Origin of the sequence: Faecalibacterium sp. DFI.5.82, from assembly GCF_029076575.1 — a bacterium.
In the GTDB taxonomy this organism is placed as follows: domain Bacteria; phylum Bacillota; class Clostridia; order Oscillospirales; family Ruminococcaceae; genus Faecalibacterium; species Faecalibacterium duncaniae.
The window spans coordinates 220,637-240,233 of the sequence record NZ_JARFIS010000001.1 but is presented as its reverse complement, the minus strand read 5'-3'; the positions used below and the strand labels follow the sequence as shown (position 1 = coordinate 240,233).

Below are 19,597 nucleotides of genomic sequence, written 5' to 3'. Positions count from 1 at the left end.
CCACGAGGCTTTTCACACAAGCCTCTTCTCTTCGATTGTATTATACGTTAATTTTGCGTCAAAGCATATCCAAAAAATGATTGAAAACTATCGCAAATTGATGTATTATGCAATTATGACAGTTGTACTTTTCAGTTGTGTACAACAAACTGTCGCATCTGACAGTTCCACGGAGGGAATTTTGGTGAATTATACAGCCAAACGTTATCTTTTTAAACAAAGCACTGTTCGGGAATTCTTTTCCGGCGCGTATTATGACCTGTTTCTGGTCATGCGGGGCAGCGGTGTGTTCCGGTGCAGCGAGGTGGTGCTGCCCGCCCAGCAGCAGAATCTGATCATCCTCAAGCCCGGGCAGGGCGGCAGGCTGGAATATGCCGGAGCCTACGGCCCGCTGGAGATCATCCGGGTGCAGTTGTCTCCCCAGATGCTGGCGCAGTTGTCGGATGAGGACACCGACTTTGAAAAAAGCTTCAACGTGGTGCCCTTCCGGCAGGTGGCTGTCCGGCCGGACAGCCAGATCTATATGCTGCTGAAAAATCTTGCCCGGAAGCTGCTGGTTCTCCCCCAGGAGAGCAGTCAGTTCGGCGCGGCGGCGTTCGAGCACGGCATCCTGCAGATGTTCGTGGTACTGGCACTGCGTGCCTGCATCCATGCCGAATTCCACACCGCTTCGGTCAGCCGCCACCACCTGATGCTGGATGAGGTTTTCCTGTTTATTCAGGCCCATCTCACCGAGGAACTGACGTTGGAGCGTCTGGAAAAGGAGTTTTTCGTCTCCCGGGAGCATATTGCCCGGGAATTCAAACGCCAGACCGGCCAGACCGTGCACCGCTACATCGTAAAGGCGCGGCTGGACCGCTGCTGCACCCTCATTGAGCAGGGCCTCCCCATCACCGAGGTGTACAAAACCAGCGGCTTCGGGGGCTACAACCACTTTTTCCGCGCCTTTAAAAAGGAGTACGGCATGACCCCCAAGGAATATTTCAGCTCCACCCGGCAGGATGCCCGGGGATGAGCCTTTGCAAAAGAAGTCCCGGCTGCAATTTTTGTGCAGGTTGAAACGTATTTTATATAAAACGGCAGCTGCCGTTTTTTCAACGAACGATCTCCATTACAGACAGGAGGAAAGCTCTATGAAATTTTCTGCTGATTATCGTGCCCTTGCGCTGGATGCCCTACGCGGCAGATGGAAGACAGCTGTTCTGGCCGGACTGATCGCCAGTTTGCTGGGAGCCAACATTGTGAGCAGCTCAGACAGGGTCATCTCCAACATGAGCCAGAACGCCAACGGCGACACCCCAGGGTTTGTCGGGCTGTTTTCCACCGGCAGCGGCGGCGTGCTGGCGGTTCTTGTGATCTGCATCCTTGCCTGGGCAGTGTTCACCGTCATCGTGGGCGGTGCGGTGCGGCTGGGCTACGCCCGGTTCAACCTGAACCTTGCAGACGGCAGGGACGCTGCCCTCTCCGACCTCGCTTCCCAGAAGCACCGCCTGTGGGACGGCTTCTGCATGAATTTCCTGCAGGGGCTTTATGTGGCGCTCTGGTCGCTGCTGCTGTTCATCCCCGGCGTGGTAAAAGCCTACAGCTATGCCATGACCCCCTATATCATGGCCGAGCACCCCGGCCTGACGGCCAACGAAGCCATCACTGAATCCCGGCGCATCATGGACGGCAACAAGTGGCGGCTATTCTGCCTCGATCTCAGCTTTCTGGGCTGGGAGCTGCTCTGCACCCTGCCCATGCTGATTGGTTTCTCTCTCGTCTTTGCCTTCACCCGCTCGGCGGATGCGGTCCTTGTTCCGCTGATCCTGCTGTCCATCCCGCTGAGCGCCGGCTTTTTCTTTCTGCACCCCTACGAGGAAGCGGCCTGGGCGATCTTTTACCGGGATATCACCGCCGCACCTTCTGACACCGAGGAAATCTGAGAATGAAACATACCGCCTGCTATCACCTGCCCGGACTGTTCGAGTTCTACGAGCTCTACCGCCTGTTCCTGCCCCTGTTCCGGGAGCACCGGGAATATTTTTATGACTGGTGCGAGATCGGCTCCATCTACGGCGCTCCGCCGGACTGCATCTGGGGCGGGGGCCGCGTGGAGGCCGGGGAGCACTCCCCCGCCGAAGTTCTGGCTCTGACCCGGGAATACGGCATCTCTGCCCGGCTCACATTCAGCAATTCCCTGCTCCGCCCGGAGCACCTCTCAGACCGGAAATGCAACGCAGTGTGTCAGCAGTTTGCCCAGCAGGGCACTGTGCAGAATGGGGTCATCGTCCACTCCGAGCTGCTTTTGAACTACCTGCAGCAGCATTACCCAGAGCTTTATCTCGTATCCTCCACCACCAAGGTCCTGACAGATCTTCAGGCGTTTCAGGCAGAGGTCCGGCGGCCGGAGTTCCGGTATGTCGTGCCGGACTTCCGGCTGAACAAGTCCTTCGATGCCCTGGATACGCTCTCCCAGCCCGAAAAGGACAAGGTAGAATTTCTCTGCAACGAGTGCTGCTGGTTCGGCTGCACCGAGCGCAGGCGCTGCTACGAAGCCGTCAGCCGCAAAAATCTGGGGGAGGTCTGCGAACATCGGTGCACCGCCCCCGGCGCGCAGGAGGGCTACCGCTTTTCCAAGGCGATGGAAAGCCCCGGGTTCATCGGCACTGCGGACATCCGGAAGCGCTATCTGCCGTTGGGTTTTTCCAATTTCAAGCTGGAAGGGCGCGGGCTGGGCAGCGCGCTGGTGCTGGAGTTTCTGCTCTATTATCTGACCCGGCCAGAGTATCAGATCCACGTCCGGGAGGCGATCTATCTGGACAACATGCTGGATATCTTTTAAGGGTTGCACCACCGGCGCAGTGTGGTATAATCAGCATAACAGAGCACCCGCAAGCGGCGCTCTGTTCCGTCCAATCCAAGTCAGGAGGAGATCGTTATGGAATTCACTCAGCTTATTGCACAGCGGTATTCCTGCAAAAATTTTGGTGCAGGCGAGGTAGACGCTGCAGCACTCCACACCATTCTGGAGGCCGGTCGGCTGGCACCCACCGCCAAGAACACCCAGGAACAGCGCATCTACGTCGTTCAGTCCGAAGAGGGGCTGGCAAAGATCGATGCTGCCACTCCCTGCCGCTACGGTGCCCCCGTCTGTCTGGTGGTCGCCTATGACAAGAACCACACCTTTACTTACCCCGGCGAGCGGATGAACTCCGGCATGGAGGATGCCGCCATCGTGGCCACCCACCTGCTGCTGGGCGCTGCCAATGCAGGCGTAGACAGCTGCTGGGTCAACTTTTTTGACCCGGACAAGCTGGCAAAAGCGCTGGGTCTGCCCGAAAACGAGGAGATCGTGATGCTCCTTGATCTGGGCCACGCTGCCGAAGGTGCAGGCCCCCTGCCCAACCACAGCTCCCGCAAGCCTCTGTCTGAAACCGTCACGTTCCTGTAACCATCACAGGGATGTAAAAAAGCCCCCGCACGTTGGTTTTCCGGCCAACATGCGGGGGCTTGTGTTTTATTCCAGTTTTCAGTTCTGCGGGTGGACGATATCCCGCCAATCCAGATCTCCACGCTCCAGACCGTGGATGAGCACCTCCGCGGTGGCGATGTTGGTGGCCAGCGGGATGTTATGCACATCACACAGGCGCAGCAGGGTCATCTCGTTGGGCTCGCTGGGCTTTGCGTTGATCGGATCGCGGAAGAACAGGAGCAGATCGACCTCATTGCAGGCAATGCGGGATGCGATCTGCTGATCACCGCCCTGAACACCTGCCAGAAAGCGCTGGATCTGCAGACCCGTTGCCTCAGAGATCAGCTTGCCGGTGGTGCCCGTAGCCACCAATTTATGCTGGCTCAAAATCCGGCAATACGCCGTACAGAACTGAACCATCAGCTCTTTTTTGGAGTCATGCGCAATCAGTGCAATCGTCATCGGTCAACCTCTCCTTTGTTTTGCCAGTGGGCATTTTCTTGCATATATCATAGTATCACAGTTTCCGTTCTTTTACAACCGTTTTTTAGACAAACTTCATACTTTTTTCGGAAAAAAGCGCCAGAATTCACCAAAAGCAGTGTTTCAGCGTTTTATCCTTCTTCAATTGTCTAAAGCATCCTGCCCGGCAGGTGCGGTCTCCTGAGCAGCATCCGTGGTGCCTGCGGCGGGGTCTGTGGCCGTATCCGTGCCGGTTTCGGTCTGGGCGGGGGCAGTCTGGTCAGCGGGAGTGCTGTCTGCAGCGGTCTCCTGCTTGCCGATGGTGCCATCCTCATTCAGGCTGCCGTCCTTCATGGCGTAGTAGGCGTCGAAGATGTCGGCCACGAGGTTGCCGGCGCGGGCGCCGCCGCCGCCGTACTCGATGACGATGCCGAGGGCGATCTCAGCGTCCTCGGCCGGGCCGTAGGCCACCATCATGGTGTTGGTGTAGTGCTTGCGGGTGCTGCCGACGTAGTACGTCTCGCTGCGCTGAGGGGTGCCGGTCTTGCAGGCGATGGTGACGGGGTAGTTCTTCAGGCCCGACATCGTCTCCGACATGCCGATCATGCCCTGCCGCACGAGGTCGAAGGTGTCGCCCCGGTCCTCGATGACGTCCATCACCTCGGGCTGGGTCTCCTGCAGGACTTTGCCGGTGTTGGTGTCGAGGATGGCCTTGACGAAGTGGGTGCGGTAGCGCACGCCCCGGTTGGCCAGCGTGCCGGCGTAAGTCGCCAGCTGGACGGGGGTGACGACGGTATTGCCCTGACCGATAGCGGCCTGGATATCCAGGGATTCCATATAGTTGGAGTCGTTCTTGGTGGTCAGGCGGCCGGTAGCCTCATTGACCTCCACGCCGGTGCGCTGGCCCAGGCCCAGCTTATAGGCGTAGGCATCGTAGACATCACTGGTCAGGCGGCGGCCCACATCATAGAAGAAGATATTGCAGCTCCACTTGATTGCGTTGACCACATCAATGGGGCCGTTGCCATGGCCGTGCTGTGTACATTTGGGGCGGTAATCCTTATAGTAGGTATAGACCCTGGTACAGTTGACCGTGGAATAGCGGTTAATGAGCCCGGTATCCAGCGCGGCGATCGCCACAGCGGGTTTGAAGGTGGAACCCGGAGTATACAGGCCCTGTAAGGCCCGGTTGAACAGGGGCAGGCTCTCGTCGGCGCTGTACTCGCTGTACTGGGTGGCATACAGGTTCTGGTCAAAGCTGGGGTAATTGGATGCGGCCAATACACTGCCGTCCTTCACATCCAGCACCACAGCGGCACCGGCGGCGGCCTTCATGCTGCCGGTGTTGTAGACCCGGTTGATCATGTCGATGTTCTCGGCCAGCGCCTTGTCCACCGCCTTCTGGAACCGGCTGTCGATGGTCAGCTGCACGGTGTGGCCCGGCTCAGGCACGGTGGTCAGGGCCGTATCCACAATGACACCATCGGAGTTGCGGGTGATGGTCTCCACGCCATCCTTACCCCGCAGTTCGTCCTCATAGGCCGATTCCAGGCCCGAGATGCCGATGATGTCGTTCATGTTGTAGCCTTTTTCGCGCAGGGGGTAGGTGGTCTGGCCGTTTTCATCGGTCACCTTCCACTTTTCAGCGGTGATCTTGCCCACCCGGCCCAGCACATGGGGCAGCACCGTGGATTGCTCATAGCTGCGGGTACTCGTTTCCACGATCTCCACACCCGGCAGCGAGAGGCTGTGCTCCTTGATGGTCGCCACGGTGGCCTCGCTGACGTTTTCCGCCATGATAAAGTTGTTCACATTGGAGAACGCCTGCAGCTGCATCTCATAGTGGATGCCGCCCAGCGTGCGCTGCCAGCTCAGCGGAAAGCTGGCAAGGTCGTAGTCCTCCACCAGCTTCTCCATCACATCATTGGCCGTTGCATACTGCTGTAAACCAAGATTGTCCTTCATGGCGGCAAGGGCTTTCTGATCCTTGGTGCTGCCCTCTTCGGCGGTAAAGGTATAATTGCCCGCTGCATCCGGCTGGCTGATGAGCAGAGTATCGTTCCAGCTCTCACCGTTGGCACGCAGCAGCTCGACGATCTTCTGGAGCATCCCGTCCAGATCTTCGTCTCCCATCAGCAGCTTGTTGAGCACCACGTTGTAGCCCGTGACGCTGGTGGCAATGCGCTCCCCCCGGCTGTCCACAATGTCACCGCGTGCCGCCGTGACCGTAAACTTGTAGTCGGTGGTGTTGGTGGCCTGGGATTTGAAATCATCCCCGTTGACCAGCTGCAAAAAGATGAGCCGCAGCCCATACAGCAGCATGAGGATGCAGGCGGCGGCAACGAGGACACGCATCCGCCGGATGGCGGTTTTCCGTTCTTCTTGGTTCATGGATTCTCCTTCCGGCGCGGGGTGCGTTACACCACGCCGTTGTCGATCTTAAATTCTTCGTGGATGCGGCGCACGACCCCGAACAGAGGGAAGCAGACGGGCACCGAGAGCGCCGCCGTGGGCAGCACGAACCACAGCCAGCGGCTGGCCGCGCCGCTGTAACCGGGCATATAGTAGAAAAACAGCCAGTCCAGCGTGAGCACCAGCAGAGCGGCAGCAGACGCAATGAGTGCAAAGTTGGCGGCCGAATTCTTGAAGTAGAGCTGCATCACCGCCGAAACGGCAAAGCAGAGCAGCAGCAGCTCCAGCGCCAGCATGCCCACGGTGCGCCCGGCCAGCCAGTCCCACATCAGGCCGCAGACCGCCCCAAAGACAGCCCCGGCGAACTCGCCCTCGAACACGGCGACCGCCAGCGCCAGCGGCAGCAGCCAGAGCGGCTTTGCCGCCCCGAACTGGAACAGCCCGGGCGTGGTCTGCAAAACAGCACAAAGAAGGCCCAGCAGCGCATAGCAGATCCATTTGACGATCTGGCCCCGGCTGCGTTTCCGGCGTGATTCCATCAGGGTCCCTCCTCAGAAACTGGTAATGATGAACGCATGGCGCACCGTGCGGGGGTCGGTACCGGGTTTGATGACGGCAATGGTCGATTTGCCGCTGACCTCGGGCACCAGTTCCTGTACCACGCCCACCAGCAGGTCAGCCGGGAACACCCCGCCCAGCCCGGTGGTGACCACCTGGTCGCTTTTCTCCGTCAGGGTGTTGCGCGCCAGGTTGGTCAGCACGCACAGGCCATCGGCGGCATATTCGGAGCTGCCGGTGACGATGCCGTTGTCACGGGTGCGGGATACCACGCCCGCCGCGTTGAAGTTGGGGTGAAGAATGGTCATCACCTTGCAGCTGGTGGGCTCAGCCTCCACCACCATGCCCAGCAGGTAGCCTTGGTCACTGACCACGGCATCGTTGACGGCCACGCCATCCAGCGTGCCGCGGTCCAGTGTGAAGCCATAGAAGGAATCCAGTGGGTCACGGCCAATGACAAAGCTGGAAAGATAGCTCATCTCTGGCCGCTGGCTCTGGATGCTTTCCAGTGCCTTGTAGGCCTGGTTCTCGGCCTTGACGCGGTCGTAATCCACCATCTGCTGGCGCAGCTCGGCGTTTTCGGCCTTGAGCGTCTCGTTCTCAGCCATCACGTCATCGATGCTGGTGTACTTTTCCCACAGGGAAGCCACACCGCCGCTGACCACGGCCGCCACTTTCTGGAATGGAGCGGCCGCCACGCTCAGCAGCTCCTGCGGAGCGGCAGTCAGGCGGCCATTGGCACCGGCGTAGGCCATGATGCCCACCAGAAACACCGCGATGCCCACCAGGATCTTGAATTTCCAGGTATCGAAAAAGTCTTTCAAGGGGTTTTCCTCCGATTGCAAAAGGGCGCGGACAGCCCAGAGCCGTCCGCACCCTCTGTTACATCGTTACATATGAGCTCCATCGGTATCCAGCACGTCGTGCAGAACATCCACATGATCCAGCACCGCACCGGCACCCTTGGCCACGCAATCCAGCGGGTCCTCCGCAACATGGACATCAATGCCGGTCTCGCTCTGGATCAGCTGATCCAGGCCCCGCAGCAGGGCACCGCCGCCGGTCAGGGTGATGCCGTGGTCGATGATATCGGCACTCAGCTCAGGCGGGGTGCGCTCCAGGGTCTCCTTGATGGCGCTGGTGATCTTGACCAGGCACTCCAGCAGGGCCTCGCGCACATCCTCAGAGTGGACGACGATGTTCTTGGGCAGGCCGTCCACCAGGTTGCGGCCCTTGATCTCCATGGTCATCTCGGGGTCCATGGGGTAGGCAGAGCCGATCTCGATCTTGATCTGCTCGGCGGTGCGCTCACCGATGAGCAGGTTATATTTGCGCTTGATGAAAGCGATGATGGCCTGATCAAACATATCACCGGCCATCCGGACGCTGCGGGAGGCCACGATGCCGCCCAGAGAGATGACAGCGATCTCAGCGGTGCCGCCGCCGATGTCCACGATCATGCTGCCGGTGGGCTCGCTGATGGGCAGGCCCGCGCCGATGGCAGCAGCCATAGGCTCCTCGATGACGGAGACCTGACGGGCACCGGCCTTGAGGGTCGCCTCACGCACAGCGCGGCGCTCCACCTCGGTCACGCCCGAGGGGATGCAGATGACCACGCGGGGGCGGGAGAACATGCTGTTGCCGCAGGCCTTTTTCAGGAAGTTCTCCAGCATATTTGCCGTGATATCGAAATCGGCGATGACACCATCCTTCAGGGGGCGGACCGCCACGATGCTGCCGGGGGTACGGCCGATGACAGCCTTTGCCTCAGCACCCACGCAGCGCACCTCATCGGTCTTGGTATCCACAGCCACGACCGAGGGTTCCCGCATGATGATGCCCTTGCCCTTCATGTAAACCAGGGTATTGGCAGTACCCAGATCAACGCCAACGTCCTTTGACAAAAAACTCATAATGAAGCTCTCCTTCGTATTTCCGGTCTATTCCAAAACGCACAGCAGCCCAAACTCCACAGGGTTTGACCGCCCATCGCAGAATAACACGTTTCTATTATAGCCGCAAGTCAACGTTTTCTCAAGCGTTTTGTCAAGTTTTTCCGTATTTTTCATTTTTCTGTGCGTTCCGCCGCACAAACTGTCAGAACTGTTCAAGCAGGCGGACCGTCCGGCTGACGGGCAGGCCCATAATGGTGTAATAATCCCCCTCAATGGCATCCAGCCAGACCGCCGCGCGGCCCTGGATGGCGTAGGCACCGGCCTTATCGTAGGGCTCCTCTGTGGCGGCGTACCGCTCGATCTCCTCCTCGCTCAGCGGGAAGAAGGTGACCTTGCAGGTATCCACAAAGCTCTCGGTGCGGGTGCCATCGGAAACGCAGACACCGGTGTGCACATAGTGGGTCGCGCCGGACAGCGCACGGAGCATCCTTCTGGCATCGTCCGGGCTGTGAGGCTTGCCGAACACCTCGCCGTTCACATCCACCACGGTATCGCAGCCCAGCACCACGGCACCGGGGTGTTCCTTGGCCACAGCAAGGCACTTGCCCCGGGCAAGCTGTTCCACCAGCCGGGCGGGGGTATCCGCCGTCACGGCATCCTCGTCAAAATCGCTGACACAGACGGTAAAATCCGTCGTGTACAGGCTCAACAGTTCTTTCCGTCGGGGGCTCTGGGAAGCCAGGATCAGATCTTTCATACGCTTCACTTCCCCGTTGAGCCAAAGCCGCCCGCGCCGCGCTGGGTATCCCCCAGTTCGGCCGCCTGAGCAAAGGCAGCGGTATACACCGGTGCAATGCAGAGCTGTGCCACACGCTCACCGGGCTGGATGGTATAGGCCTCGGTGCCCAGATTGATCATGGGCACCTTCAGTTCCCCGCGGTAGTCACTGTCCACCACACCCACGCCGTTTGCCATGCACAGGCCGTGCTTGATGGAAAGGCCGCTGCGGGCATAGACCAGCGCCACAGCGTGGGGGCCGGGCAGCTCGATGGCAAGGCCGGTGGGCACCAACACCCGCTGCATGGGGGCCAGTGTCAGGGGCTCATCCAGCACAGCGCACAGGTCGGCCGCCGCTGCCCCCGGCGTTGCATAGGCGGGCACCTTGGCCCGGGGGTCCAATACTTTATAGTTTACGGTGATCGGTTCCATAGTATACCTCATAAATTGTTGCTAAACCTCTCCGTCAAAGCCTGACGGCTTTGCCAGCTCCCCTACTAGGGGAGCTGGCGAGCGAAGCGAGACTGAGAGGTTTAATTCGTTCCCTTGAAATAAAGTCCTCTTGTAAACTCTCCCTCAAAGGGTGCGTGGACACGGATGTTGTCCAGAATGGCGGCTGCTTCTTCCCGGGATTCCAGTGTGAAGTAGGCCACGCCGTAGTCCACAGTCAGAGCACCGGGCTTATCACCCATATAAATAGGTACGGGGTTATAGATCGTCCGCACGCCCATACCGCAGCGCACCGGGAACTTTTTGGCCTTGCGGTCGGTCAGTTCCCCTGCTTTATTGCAGTGGGCGCAGTCATGGATGTTCTGCAGCGGGCAGGCACGGGTGACCATCAGCGGCATGTGGCCATAGACCAGCACACCGGTGGGCACAGGCTTGCCGTTATGGGTGGGGGCAATGGTGCTGATATCACTGTCTTTGACTTCGGGCAGGATGAGCACACTGTTCAGGCCGTGGTCAGCGTAGAACTGTGCTGCCATCTGGTTGGTGACGTTCAGGCCGAAACCGCCGGTCATCGGCAGGCCACGGCAGAGCCGCAGGTGGGCGATGTTGCTTACCTCATAGCCTGCAAAACCCGCATCCTGGGTGGCGGCAATGCGGCGGGCGGTGTCCTCCTCCAGCGCACCAAACATCACGCGCGGCAGCTCCAGAAGGGTCTTCTCCCGCCACTCCCGGGGTACCCGGTCGGCCTGCGCAATGGGCAGGATGAGATACTCCACCCCGCTCAGGGCCTGCTCCGGCACCTGCTCCCAAGCTTCAAAACGGGCGCGCAGGGTGCGGCGGGGCGGCAGAGTGCGCAGGGGCAGCGCATCCAGCTCCGCCTCGTGTACCGGCCAGGGGCGCAGGACCTCCCGCTTTTTCAGCAGGGCCTCCAGCGCATCCCGGCGCAGCTCGTTCACGGCACTGCCCGGCACGAACCAGGGGCCGCCGTCCATCTCCACATCGATCTTTTCCACCGCAAAGGGGGTGCCGCCCGTCTTGGAAAGGCTGCGTTGCAGGCTCTCGGTGGGGTCGGTGCGGGCAGGCTGCGGTTCCGCATCGCCGTAGGCAAAGGCCTTGTTGCCGTCCGCGTCGGTCACGGTCAGCTTCTCGCCGCCCTCTTCGATCTCCAGCCTGAACTGCACCGGCACCCGGCTGCGCTCGCGGCGGTAAAGCTCGCGCAGGGCAGGCAGGGTCTTTTTGGTCAGCTCCGCATCGGCTTCGCTGCGCACACCGAACATGGTACCGTCGATCTTTCCATCCAGATAGCCGGAGGTGAAGCCGGAGCGGCTGAACGCATTTTTCAGCAGGTCACGGTCGTAGGCGCGGCCCTCACGGCCTGCCAGACAGGCGCTGACCGCCGCCGCCACATACTCCGACGTGCGCAGACGGCCCTCGATTTTAGCCGATGCCACGCCGACGGCCTGCATCCGATCCAGCTTGTCGATGACGGAATTGTCCTTCAGAGAAAGGTGGTGCAGACGGCCCGGCTTGCCTTCGGGCAGCGGGTTTGCCTCAAAGGGCAGGCGGCAGGGCCCGGCGCAGGAGCCCCGGTTGCCGCTGCGGCCGCCCAGAAAGGCAGACATATAGCACTGGCCGCTGACACACATGCAGAGCGCGCCATGGACAAAGCACTCGGTCTCGATGCCGCAGTGCTTTGTGATGTGCTCCACCTCGGGCAGGCTCAGCTCACGGGCCAGCACCACCCGGGTAAAGCCCAGCTCCTTCAGCTCCAGCGCGCCCTGCAGGGTATGGACGCTCATCTGGGTGGAGCCGTGGCGGGGCAGGCCGGGGGCGATCCGCCCGATGAGCTGCGCCACCGCCAGATCCTGGCAGATGACCGCATCCGCGCCGCTCTCGGCCACAGCCTTCACGGCACCGGCCAGCGCGGCCAGCTCCCCGCCGTAAACGGTGGTGTTCAGTGCCACGTGCACCTTGACACCCCGCGCGTGGCAGAACCGGACCGCTTCCTTCAGGCTGTCCGCATCAAAATTTCCGGCCCCTGTGCGGGCATTGAAGCCCGAAAAGCCCAGATATACCGCGTCCGCACCGCTGAACACTGCGGCGCGGAGCATCTCTTCACTGCCCACCGGGGCAAGGATCTCGATCTTTGGCATAATACTCCCTCTGTTCCGGCGCACTCACCGCGCCTCCATTCACGCTTCCGTCTTTGCTTCCCGGTCGGCCTTCTGCTTGGCCTGCAGGCGTGCCAGCTGCTCCCGCAGGGCATCGTTTTCACGCCGCAGCGTTTCATTTTCCGTTCTCACCTTATCCTCAGCCAGCTTTGCCCTAGCGGCATCGGCAATATAATCCTGGATCTGGCTGCGCATATTCTCGGCGCTGCCGGTGCTCTTTTTGTACTCGTCCAGATAATCCATGGCGCAGAACACCGCCGCCTTGGTCACCGAAAGGTTTTCGTTGGTGTCCAGCAGCTTGGTGATATCCTCATCCAACCGTTTGGCCAGAGAGGCGATATACTTTTCGGAATCCGTCGTTGCGATCGCATAGGGCGCGCCCGCAATGGTCACTCTCACTTTATTAACCATCGTATCCTCACTAATAATTACTCTGAGCGGAGTTTGTGGCCGAGTTTCCTGCCCCGGTGCACGCTTTTGCCCCCGCCGGGACAACCGTTCACTTCTTATTATAATATAAATGCGCTCCAAGAGAAAGTGTTATTTTTGAATTTTTTGCATATTTACCAGAAAGATTGTGACAAAAATGTCAGCTACGGCAAAAATCGGCGTTTTTCCTTGCATTTACGAATAGAACTGATTATAATGTTCTTGTTGTGGTAACAGGGAGAGGGAAAGCGGAGAAATTCCCTGTTGCGATATTTCAAAACAGCACAAGTGTGTGTGCGGATAGGAGTTCCTTATGACTACAAAAGAATTTGCAAAAATTCTTCAGGACAAGCTGACCAGCGAGTACGGCGTGGATCTGAGCGTTGCTTCCAAGCAGCAGATCTACCGTTCTCTTGCCCTGATCTGCCGTCAGATGATGAGCGAGAACCACAAGAAGTTCCAGTCCAAGGCCATTGGCACCGGTACCAAGCAGGTATACTACCTCTGCATGGAGTTCCTGATGGGCCGCAGCCTGAAGGTGAGCCTGTTCAACCTGGGTCTGGAAGATGTTGCCCAGAAGGTGCTGGCTGATGCCGACATCAACATCGAGGGCATCTTTGAGGAAGAGCCCGATGCAGGCCTGGGCAACGGCGGTCTGGGCCGTCTGGCTGCCTGCTATCTGGACGGCATGGCCACCACCGGCATCTGCGGCACCGGCTACTCCATCCTGTACGAATACGGCATTTTCAAGCAGAAGATCGTGGACGGCTGGCAGCAGGAGCGCGCTGACAACTGGCTGCCCGGCGGTCAGGTCTGGCTGAAGAGCCACCCCGATCAGGCCATCGAGGTCTGCTTTGACGGCGAGATCCGCGAGAACTGGGATCACGGCTTCCACTATATCCAGCACACCAACTACAACAGCGTTATGGCTGTGCCCTCCGACATGTATGTGCAGGGCTACGATGGCAAGGGCGTTGCCAAGCTGCGCCTGTGGCAGGCCAAGGCTCCTGACTTTGATATGTCCAGCTTCTCTCTGGGCAACTACAACACTGCCATGAGCAAGAACGCCAGCGCCGAGCTGATCTCCAAGGTGCTGTACCCCAACGACAATCACATTGAGGGCAAGATCCTGCGCCTGCGCCAGCAGTACTTCCTCTCTGCCGCATCCATCGGCGATATCGTGCAGAACCACCTGTCCACCTACGGCACGCTGGAGAATCTGGCCGACAAGGTCGCCATCCAGCTGAACGACACCCATCCCACGCTGGCCATCCCCGAGATGATGCGCATCCTGCTGGACGAGTGCGGCTTTGACTGGGATAAGGCCTTTGAGATCTGCCAGAAGGTCTTTGCCTACACCAACCACACCGTTATGGCCGAGGCTCTGGAGAAGTGGAATGTGGACATCTTCAAGATGACCCTGCCCCGCATCTACCAGATCGTGGTCGAGATGAACCGCCGTGCCCGCGAGGAGCTGGAGAAGGCATTCCCTGGCGACGAGGGCAAGATCAACTACATGGCCCTGATCGGCGACAACCAGGTCCGCATGGCAAACATCTGCGCCTACACCGCCAACAGCATCAACGGCGTGTCCAAGCTGCACAGCGAGATCATCAAGGAAAGCGTGTTCCACGATTACTACCTGTTCAAGCCTCAGGCCTTCAAGAATGTGACCAACGGCATCGCTTACCGCCGCTGGCTGCTGGCCTCCAACCCTGAGCTGTGCAAACTGCTGGACGAGACCATCGGCGAGGAGTACAAGCACGACGCTTCCAACCTCTCCAAGTTGAACAAGTATGCGGACGATAAGACCGTGCTGAAGCGCATCAACGAGATCAAGCTGGACAATAAGAAGAACTTTGCCGCCTATCTCGAGAAGAGCACCGGCCAGGTCATCGACCCCAATTCCATCTTCGACTGCCAGGTCAAGCGGATGCACGAGTACAAGCGTCAGCACCTGAACGCCCTGAACATCGCCGCTCAGTACCTGTATCTGAAAGAGAACCCCAACGCCGACTTCATCCCCAAGACCTATATCTTCGGCGCAAAGGCTGCCCCCGGCTACTACATGGCCAAGCAGATGATCCGGATGATCTGCAAGCTGGGCGACCTGATCAACAATGACCCCGCCGTCCGCGACAAGCTGCGCGTGGTCTATCTGGAAGAGTACTGCGTCTCCCTGAGCGAGCACCTGATGCCCGCTGCCGAGGTCTCTGAGCAGATCTCTCTGGCTGGCACCGAGGCTTCCGGTACCGGCAACATGAAGTTCATGCTGAACGGTGCCATCACGCTGGGTACGCTGGACGGCGCAAATGTTGAGATTGCCGATGCCGCCGGCAAGGAGAACGAGCTGATCTTCGGTATGCTGACCCCCGAGGTCAACAACCTCAAGCAGGTGGGCTACCACCCCAGCGCCTTCATCATGGGCGATGACGTGGCAAATGCCGCTCTGAACTTCCTGGAGCGCGGCTGGAACGGCGAGGACTTCCACGAGGTCACCGAGAACCTGCGCACCAGCGATCCTTATATGGTCATGGCCGACTTCAAGGATTACCGCCGTGCTCAGGCCGACCTGCAGCGCCTGTATGCTGACCGCGAGAAGTGGGCACAGATGAGCCTGAAGAACACCGCCAACAGCGGCATCTTCAGCGCAGACCGTTCTGTGCTGGATTACGCCCGCGACATCTGGCACGCTTCTGCTGTGAAGTAATTGGAAAGGTCAACCCCCCAGTCACCTACGGTGACAGCCCCCCTAGTAGTGGGGCCTCTGGCGTTACGGGAAGTTTTACAGCTTTTCCTTTACGCACAGACTTCACCGTTCTGCCAAGGCCTCCCCTACTAGGGGAGGTGGCAATGCGAAGCATTGACGGAAGGGTTTAGCACAAATATATCTCTGCCCCGGAGCCATTACGGAACCGGGGCTTTTTTTGAGAAAGGAACGACCCCACTTGTCTTGTCTGTTCAACAGTTTTGACCCCTATTTCAAGCAGCCCTTTGGTGCGGTGCGCGCCGGGCAGACTGTCCGGCTGTCGCTCTGCATCCCCGAGGAGCTGGGCTATGTAGACCCGCACCTTGTCCTGAAAAAAGAGGGTAAGTTCGATGTTCCCGTCTACTACCGGATGAACTTCGATGGCCAGACCCCCAGGCAGAACCACTTTTCTGTGGAAGTGCCTCTGAATGACCCGGGCCTCTACTTCTATTACTTCGACCTCTACACCGACTTCCGCCGCATCGTGCGCGGCCCCGACAACTGCGGCGTGATCAGCTGGCAGGATGGCGAAAGCTGGCAGATCACGGTCTATGAGCAGGACTTTGAGACCCCCGAAAGCATCAAGGGCAAGGTGTTCTATCAGATCTTCCCGGACCGCTTCTGCGAAGGGGTGGAGAACAAGCCCATGCCCTTTGCCGACCGCATCTATCAGGCCGACAAGCACGCCGAGCCCTTCTGGCAGCCCAACGAGGTGGGTGGTCACCTGAATGAGGATTATTTCGGCGGTGACCTCAAGGGCATCCAGCAAAAGCTCCCTTACCTGCACAAGATGGGGGTGGATTTCATCTACCTCAACCCCATCTTTGAGGCCCACTCCAACCACCGCTACAACACCGCCGACTACCTGAATGTGGACCCCCTGCTGGGCACCAACGAGGATTTTGAGGCACTGTGCACCGCCGCCCAGAAGTACGGCATCGGCATCGTGCTGGACGGCGTGTTCAGCCACACCGGCTCCGACAGCCGCTACTTCAACCGCGAGGGCCGCTATGGTGAGGGCGGCGCGTACCGGGACCCCAACTCCCCTTACCGCTGCTGGTACGATTTCGGCCCCCAGTACAAGGGCGGCTACCGCAGCTGGTGGGGCTTTGAGACCCTGCCCGAGGTCAACGAGGAGACCCCCTCCTATGTGGAGTTCATCACCGGCCCGGGCGGTGTCATCGACACCTGGCTGCGGCGCGGCGCGGCAGGCTTCCGGCTGGATGTAGCCGACGAGCTGCCCGACGAATTCATTGAGAAGGTGCGCGCCGCCGTCAAGCGGGTCAGCCCCGAAAAGTTCCTGCTGGGCGAGGTGTGGGAGGATGCCACCACCAAGTTCGGCTTCAATAAGCGCCGCACCTATCTGCTGGGCAAGGGCCTGGACAGCGTGATGAACTACCCCTTCAAGAACGCCGTGCTGGATTTCGTCAAGGGCAAGCCCGCCGAGCAGGCCATGACGGAGATCCTGACCATCTGCGAGCACTACCCTGCCCCGGCCATGGACACCGCCCTGAACTTCCTCTCCACCCACGACACCGAGCGTGCCCTGACCGTGATCGCTGACGAGCCCGCCAATGGCCGGGGCCGCGCGTGGCAGAGCGGCCGCTGTGTGACCGGCGATGCCTACGAGGAGGGCCTGCTCCGCCTGCGGATGGCCTACGCCATCATCTACACCCTGCCGGGTGTGCCCTGCCTGTACTACGGCGACGAGATTGCCATGCAGGGCTACCGGGACCCCTTCAACCGGGCTTTCTTCCGGTGGGATGCCCACGAACAGCGCCTGCGTCCCGTGCTGGCACAGCTGGCACAGCTCCGCCACACCTGCGAGGCCTTCCGCACCGGCCAGCTGCGGGTTCTGCGTGCCGAGGACGGTATCCTGCACTACCAACGGGTGGGCAAGGTGGAGACTGCGGAGATCATCGTCAACCGCACCGAGCATATCATCGTGGAGACCCTTGCCAGCGGCAAGAGCACTGAGGTGAATCCCATGGGCTTCACCATCGTGGTGGAAGAGGTGGGGCATAACCCGAACCACAGCTACTATGATTATGTATAAGGAGACGGATTAAACCTCTCCGTCATCTTCGCTGACGCGGCGAAGCCTGCGACTGAGAGGTTGGACAAAGCATCACTCGCCCTTAAATAACAACATATTGTCATTTCCACGCCTTTGTTATATAATAAACGAAGAAGGAGGGATGTTCGATGTCCATTGACCCCATTTTCTGGCTCCTTGCCGCCGTCGGTTTCCTGGCGCTGGAGGGTATGACCTTCAGCATGGTATCCGTCTGGTTTGCGGCAGGCAGCGCGGCAGCCCTGCTCTGCTGCCTGTTCACCCACTCGTTCCGGGTGCAGGCGGTGGTGTTCATTGCGGCCAGCGCGGTCTGCCTGCTGGCATTCAAGCCGCTGGCCAAACGGCTGCACAAGCAGCCCACCCCCACCAACGGTGACCGCGCCCTTGGCCGGGAAGCCCAGGTGCTGACCCCCGTTTCTGCCCAGCAGACGGGCCGGGTGCGTCTGGATGGCGTGGACTGGAGCGCCCGCTGCGCCACCCCCGGCGATACCCTGACCCCCGGGCAGGCCTGCCGGGTCACCGAGATCCACAGCACCCTGCTCATCGTGGAACCCATCCTGACCGAATCCATCAACCACTGAAAAAAGGAGCGTCTCTATGCCTATCATGCTGTTCGTGATCCTCGCGCTCATCTTTGTCATCCTGCTCATCGTCGTCACCAACATCGTCATCGTGCCTCAGTCCATGGTGTACGTTGTGGAGCGTCTGGGCAGCTACTCCGACACCTGGTCGGCCGGCCTGCATGTCAAGATCCCGTTCATTGAGCGGATCGCCAAAAAGGTCAGCCTGAAGGAGCAGGTCGCGGACTTCCCTCCCCAGCCTGTGATCACCCGCGATAACGTTACCATGCAGATCGACACCGTGGTGTTCTTCCAGGTCATGGATGCCAAGCTCTACACCTACGGTGTCAACCAGCCCATCGCAGCCATCGAGAGCCTTTCCGCCACCACCCTGCGCAACATCATCGGTGAGATGGAGCTGGATCACACCCTGACCAGCCGCGATGTCATCAACGGCAAGATCACGGCCATCCTCGATGAAGCCACCGACAAGTGGGGCATCAAGGTCAACCGCGTGGAGGTCAAGAACATCATCCCGCCGCGCGAGATCCAGGAAGCCATGGAGAAGCAGATGAAGGCAGAGCGCGAAAAGCGCGCCGTCATCCTGAAGGCAGACGGTGAGAAGCAGGCCGCCATCACCGCCGCCGAGGGCGAAAAGGAAGCCGCCATCCTCCGTGCCGATGCCGTCAAACAGCAGCGCATTCTCGAAGCTGAGGGCGAGGCGCAGGCCATTCTCGCGGTGCAGAAGGCCAACGCCGATGCCATCCGCCTGCTGAACGAGGCCATGCCCAACGACAAGGTGCTGGCTCTGCGCAGCCTGGAGGCACTGGCCAAGGTCGCCAACGGCAAGGCCACCAAGATCATCATTCCGTCGGAGCTGCAAAATCTGGGCGGCGTTGTGCCCAGCATCAAGGAGCTTCTGACCGACCCGAAAGAGGACTGATCCATGATCTACGATACCCTGAACAATCTCCCCAACTATCTGGGCCTGTGCAGCAGTCTGGACAGCGTCATCGAGTTCATCATGGCGCGGGATATCAACAACCTGCCCGCCGGGCGCACCCGCATCGATGGTGACAAGGCTGTGGTCACGGTGAGCACCGTGACCCCGCAGGCCAGCGACAAGGCCCCCTTTGTCCGGCACGACAACCACCTGACCCTTGAGACCGACCTCGAAGGCAGCGAGCTGTTTGAAGTGTCCCTGGGCGAGTTCAGCCCCACCCGGCCCGCTGACGAAGCCGCTGATACCACCGTGGGCACCGCCGGCACCAGCATTGCCGGAATGCTCTGCGAGGGCCGCTTTGCCCTCTATCTGGCCGGGGAACCGTACAAATCCGGCTTGAAGGCCCAGGGCTGCGGCAAGCTGAAAAAGGCCGTGTTCACCATGGAGCTGGACCCGGACGAGGAAGACGAGACCGAAGCCGAATAATTCCAGAAAGCACGAACTCCACGCAGCGTAGGTTGCGTGGAGTTTTTTTGTATAGTATACTCTGGTTCAACAATTACGCTTGCCCGACTTGCCAAGGGCTCCCCTATTAGGCAACGACGACGACCGCCGCCAGTGGCGGATGAAGGGAGGAGTTGTTGGGGCCGCGGCCAGCAAGAC

The 19,597-nt window shown here is 59.7% G+C and carries 18 protein-coding genes; 9 read left to right on the top strand and 9 right to left on the bottom strand.

The window, feature by feature from the left end:
- The first annotated feature begins 184 nt into the window (after positions 1-184).
- From P0G09_RS01255 to P0G09_RS01240, 4 genes are all read left to right on the top strand, one after another.
- Positions 185-1,015 carry an AraC family transcriptional regulator gene (locus tag P0G09_RS01255; RefSeq protein ID WP_275251716.1) on the top strand — a complete coding sequence of 277 codons (831 nt, stop codon included), beginning with the start codon at positions 185-187 and terminating at the stop codon, positions 1,013-1,015.
- A 118-nt stretch (positions 1,016-1,133) separates the two neighbouring features.
- Entirely contained in the window at positions 1,134-1,925 is a 792-nt protein-coding gene (locus P0G09_RS01250) for a DUF975 family protein (RefSeq protein ID WP_275251715.1), read from the top strand.
- Between the two features lie 2 nt (positions 1,926-1,927).
- The gene (locus P0G09_RS01245; RefSeq protein WP_275251714.1) at positions 1,928-2,824 is read left to right on the top strand and encodes a hypothetical protein; all 897 of its coding nucleotides are present in this window, start codon (positions 1,928-1,930) and stop codon (positions 2,822-2,824) included.
- 96 nt (positions 2,825-2,920) lie between these two features.
- Positions 2,921-3,433, top strand: coding sequence for a nitroreductase family protein (locus P0G09_RS01240; protein ID WP_275251713.1), 513 nt, complete (start codon positions 2,921-2,923; stop codon positions 3,431-3,433).
- 78 nt (positions 3,434-3,511) lie between these two features.
- Here P0G09_RS01240 and mgsA read toward each other — a convergent pair whose 3' ends face one another.
- The 9 genes from mgsA to P0G09_RS01195 all read right to left on the bottom strand — a co-directional run bounded on the left by mgsA (position 3,512) and on the right by P0G09_RS01195 (position 12,590).
- Positions 3,512-3,916, bottom strand: coding sequence for a methylglyoxal synthase (gene mgsA / locus P0G09_RS01235; RefSeq protein ID WP_097770635.1), 405 nt, complete (start codon positions 3,914-3,916; stop codon positions 3,512-3,514).
- A gap of 162 nt (positions 3,917-4,078) precedes the next feature.
- Positions 4,079-6,307, bottom strand: a complete 2,229-nt coding sequence (locus P0G09_RS01230) for a penicillin-binding transpeptidase domain-containing protein (RefSeq protein ID WP_275251712.1) — start codon at positions 6,305-6,307, stop codon at positions 4,079-4,081.
- A 26-nt stretch (positions 6,308-6,333) separates the two neighbouring features.
- Positions 6,334-6,867 carry a rod shape-determining protein MreD gene (gene mreD, locus P0G09_RS01225; protein WP_098922735.1) on the bottom strand — a complete coding sequence of 178 codons (534 nt, stop codon included), beginning with the start codon at positions 6,865-6,867 and terminating at the stop codon, positions 6,334-6,336.
- A 12-nt stretch (positions 6,868-6,879) separates the two neighbouring features.
- The gene (gene mreC / locus P0G09_RS01220; RefSeq protein ID WP_099357213.1) at positions 6,880-7,710 is read right to left on the bottom strand and encodes a rod shape-determining protein MreC; all 831 of its coding nucleotides are present in this window, start codon (positions 7,708-7,710) and stop codon (positions 6,880-6,882) included.
- Positions 7,711-7,776: 66 nt separating this feature from the next.
- Positions 7,777-8,799 (bottom strand): rod shape-determining protein, encoded by a 1,023-nt coding sequence (locus P0G09_RS01215; RefSeq protein ID WP_005932353.1) that lies wholly within the window; start codon positions 8,797-8,799, stop codon positions 7,777-7,779.
- 184 nt (positions 8,800-8,983) lie between these two features.
- Entirely contained in the window at positions 8,984-9,538 is a 555-nt protein-coding gene (locus P0G09_RS01210) for a Maf family protein (RefSeq protein ID WP_005932346.1), read from the bottom strand.
- 5 nt (positions 9,539-9,543) lie between these two features.
- A complete protein-coding gene (dut, locus tag P0G09_RS01205; protein WP_275251711.1) occupies positions 9,544-9,990 on the bottom strand; it encodes a dUTP diphosphatase in 447 nt (148 codons plus the stop codon).
- A gap of 101 nt (positions 9,991-10,091) precedes the next feature.
- Positions 10,092-12,161 carry a U32 family peptidase gene (locus P0G09_RS01200; protein ID WP_275251710.1) on the bottom strand — a complete coding sequence of 690 codons (2,070 nt, stop codon included), beginning with the start codon at positions 12,159-12,161 and terminating at the stop codon, positions 10,092-10,094.
- A 39-nt stretch (positions 12,162-12,200) separates the two neighbouring features.
- Positions 12,201-12,590 (bottom strand): cell division protein ZapA, encoded by a 390-nt coding sequence (locus P0G09_RS01195; RefSeq protein ID WP_005932333.1) that lies wholly within the window; start codon positions 12,588-12,590, stop codon positions 12,201-12,203.
- Between the two features lie 331 nt (positions 12,591-12,921).
- Between P0G09_RS01195 and P0G09_RS01190 the strand changes: the two genes are divergently transcribed.
- The 5 genes from P0G09_RS01190 to P0G09_RS01170 all read left to right on the top strand — a co-directional run bounded on the left by P0G09_RS01190 (position 12,922) and on the right by P0G09_RS01170 (position 19,420).
- Positions 12,922-15,318 carry a glycogen/starch/alpha-glucan phosphorylase gene (locus P0G09_RS01190; RefSeq protein ID WP_275251709.1) on the top strand — a complete coding sequence of 799 codons (2,397 nt, stop codon included), beginning with the start codon at positions 12,922-12,924 and terminating at the stop codon, positions 15,316-15,318.
- Positions 15,319-15,556: 238 nt separating this feature from the next.
- Positions 15,557-17,413 (top strand): glycoside hydrolase family 13 protein, encoded by a 1,857-nt coding sequence (locus P0G09_RS01185; protein ID WP_275251708.1) that lies wholly within the window; start codon positions 15,557-15,559, stop codon positions 17,411-17,413.
- Between the two features lie 149 nt (positions 17,414-17,562).
- Positions 17,563-18,012 carry an NfeD family protein gene (locus tag P0G09_RS01180; RefSeq protein ID WP_275251707.1) on the top strand — a complete coding sequence of 150 codons (450 nt, stop codon included), beginning with the start codon at positions 17,563-17,565 and terminating at the stop codon, positions 18,010-18,012.
- A gap of 16 nt (positions 18,013-18,028) precedes the next feature.
- The gene (locus tag P0G09_RS01175; protein ID WP_005932322.1) at positions 18,029-18,934 is read left to right on the top strand and encodes an SPFH domain-containing protein; all 906 of its coding nucleotides are present in this window, start codon (positions 18,029-18,031) and stop codon (positions 18,932-18,934) included.
- Between the two features lie 3 nt (positions 18,935-18,937).
- On the top strand, positions 18,938-19,420 hold the full coding sequence (locus tag P0G09_RS01170; RefSeq protein ID WP_117532970.1) for a YhcH/YjgK/YiaL family protein: 483 nt from the start codon (positions 18,938-18,940) through the stop codon (positions 19,418-19,420).
- Positions 19,421-19,597 lie beyond the last annotated feature (177 nt).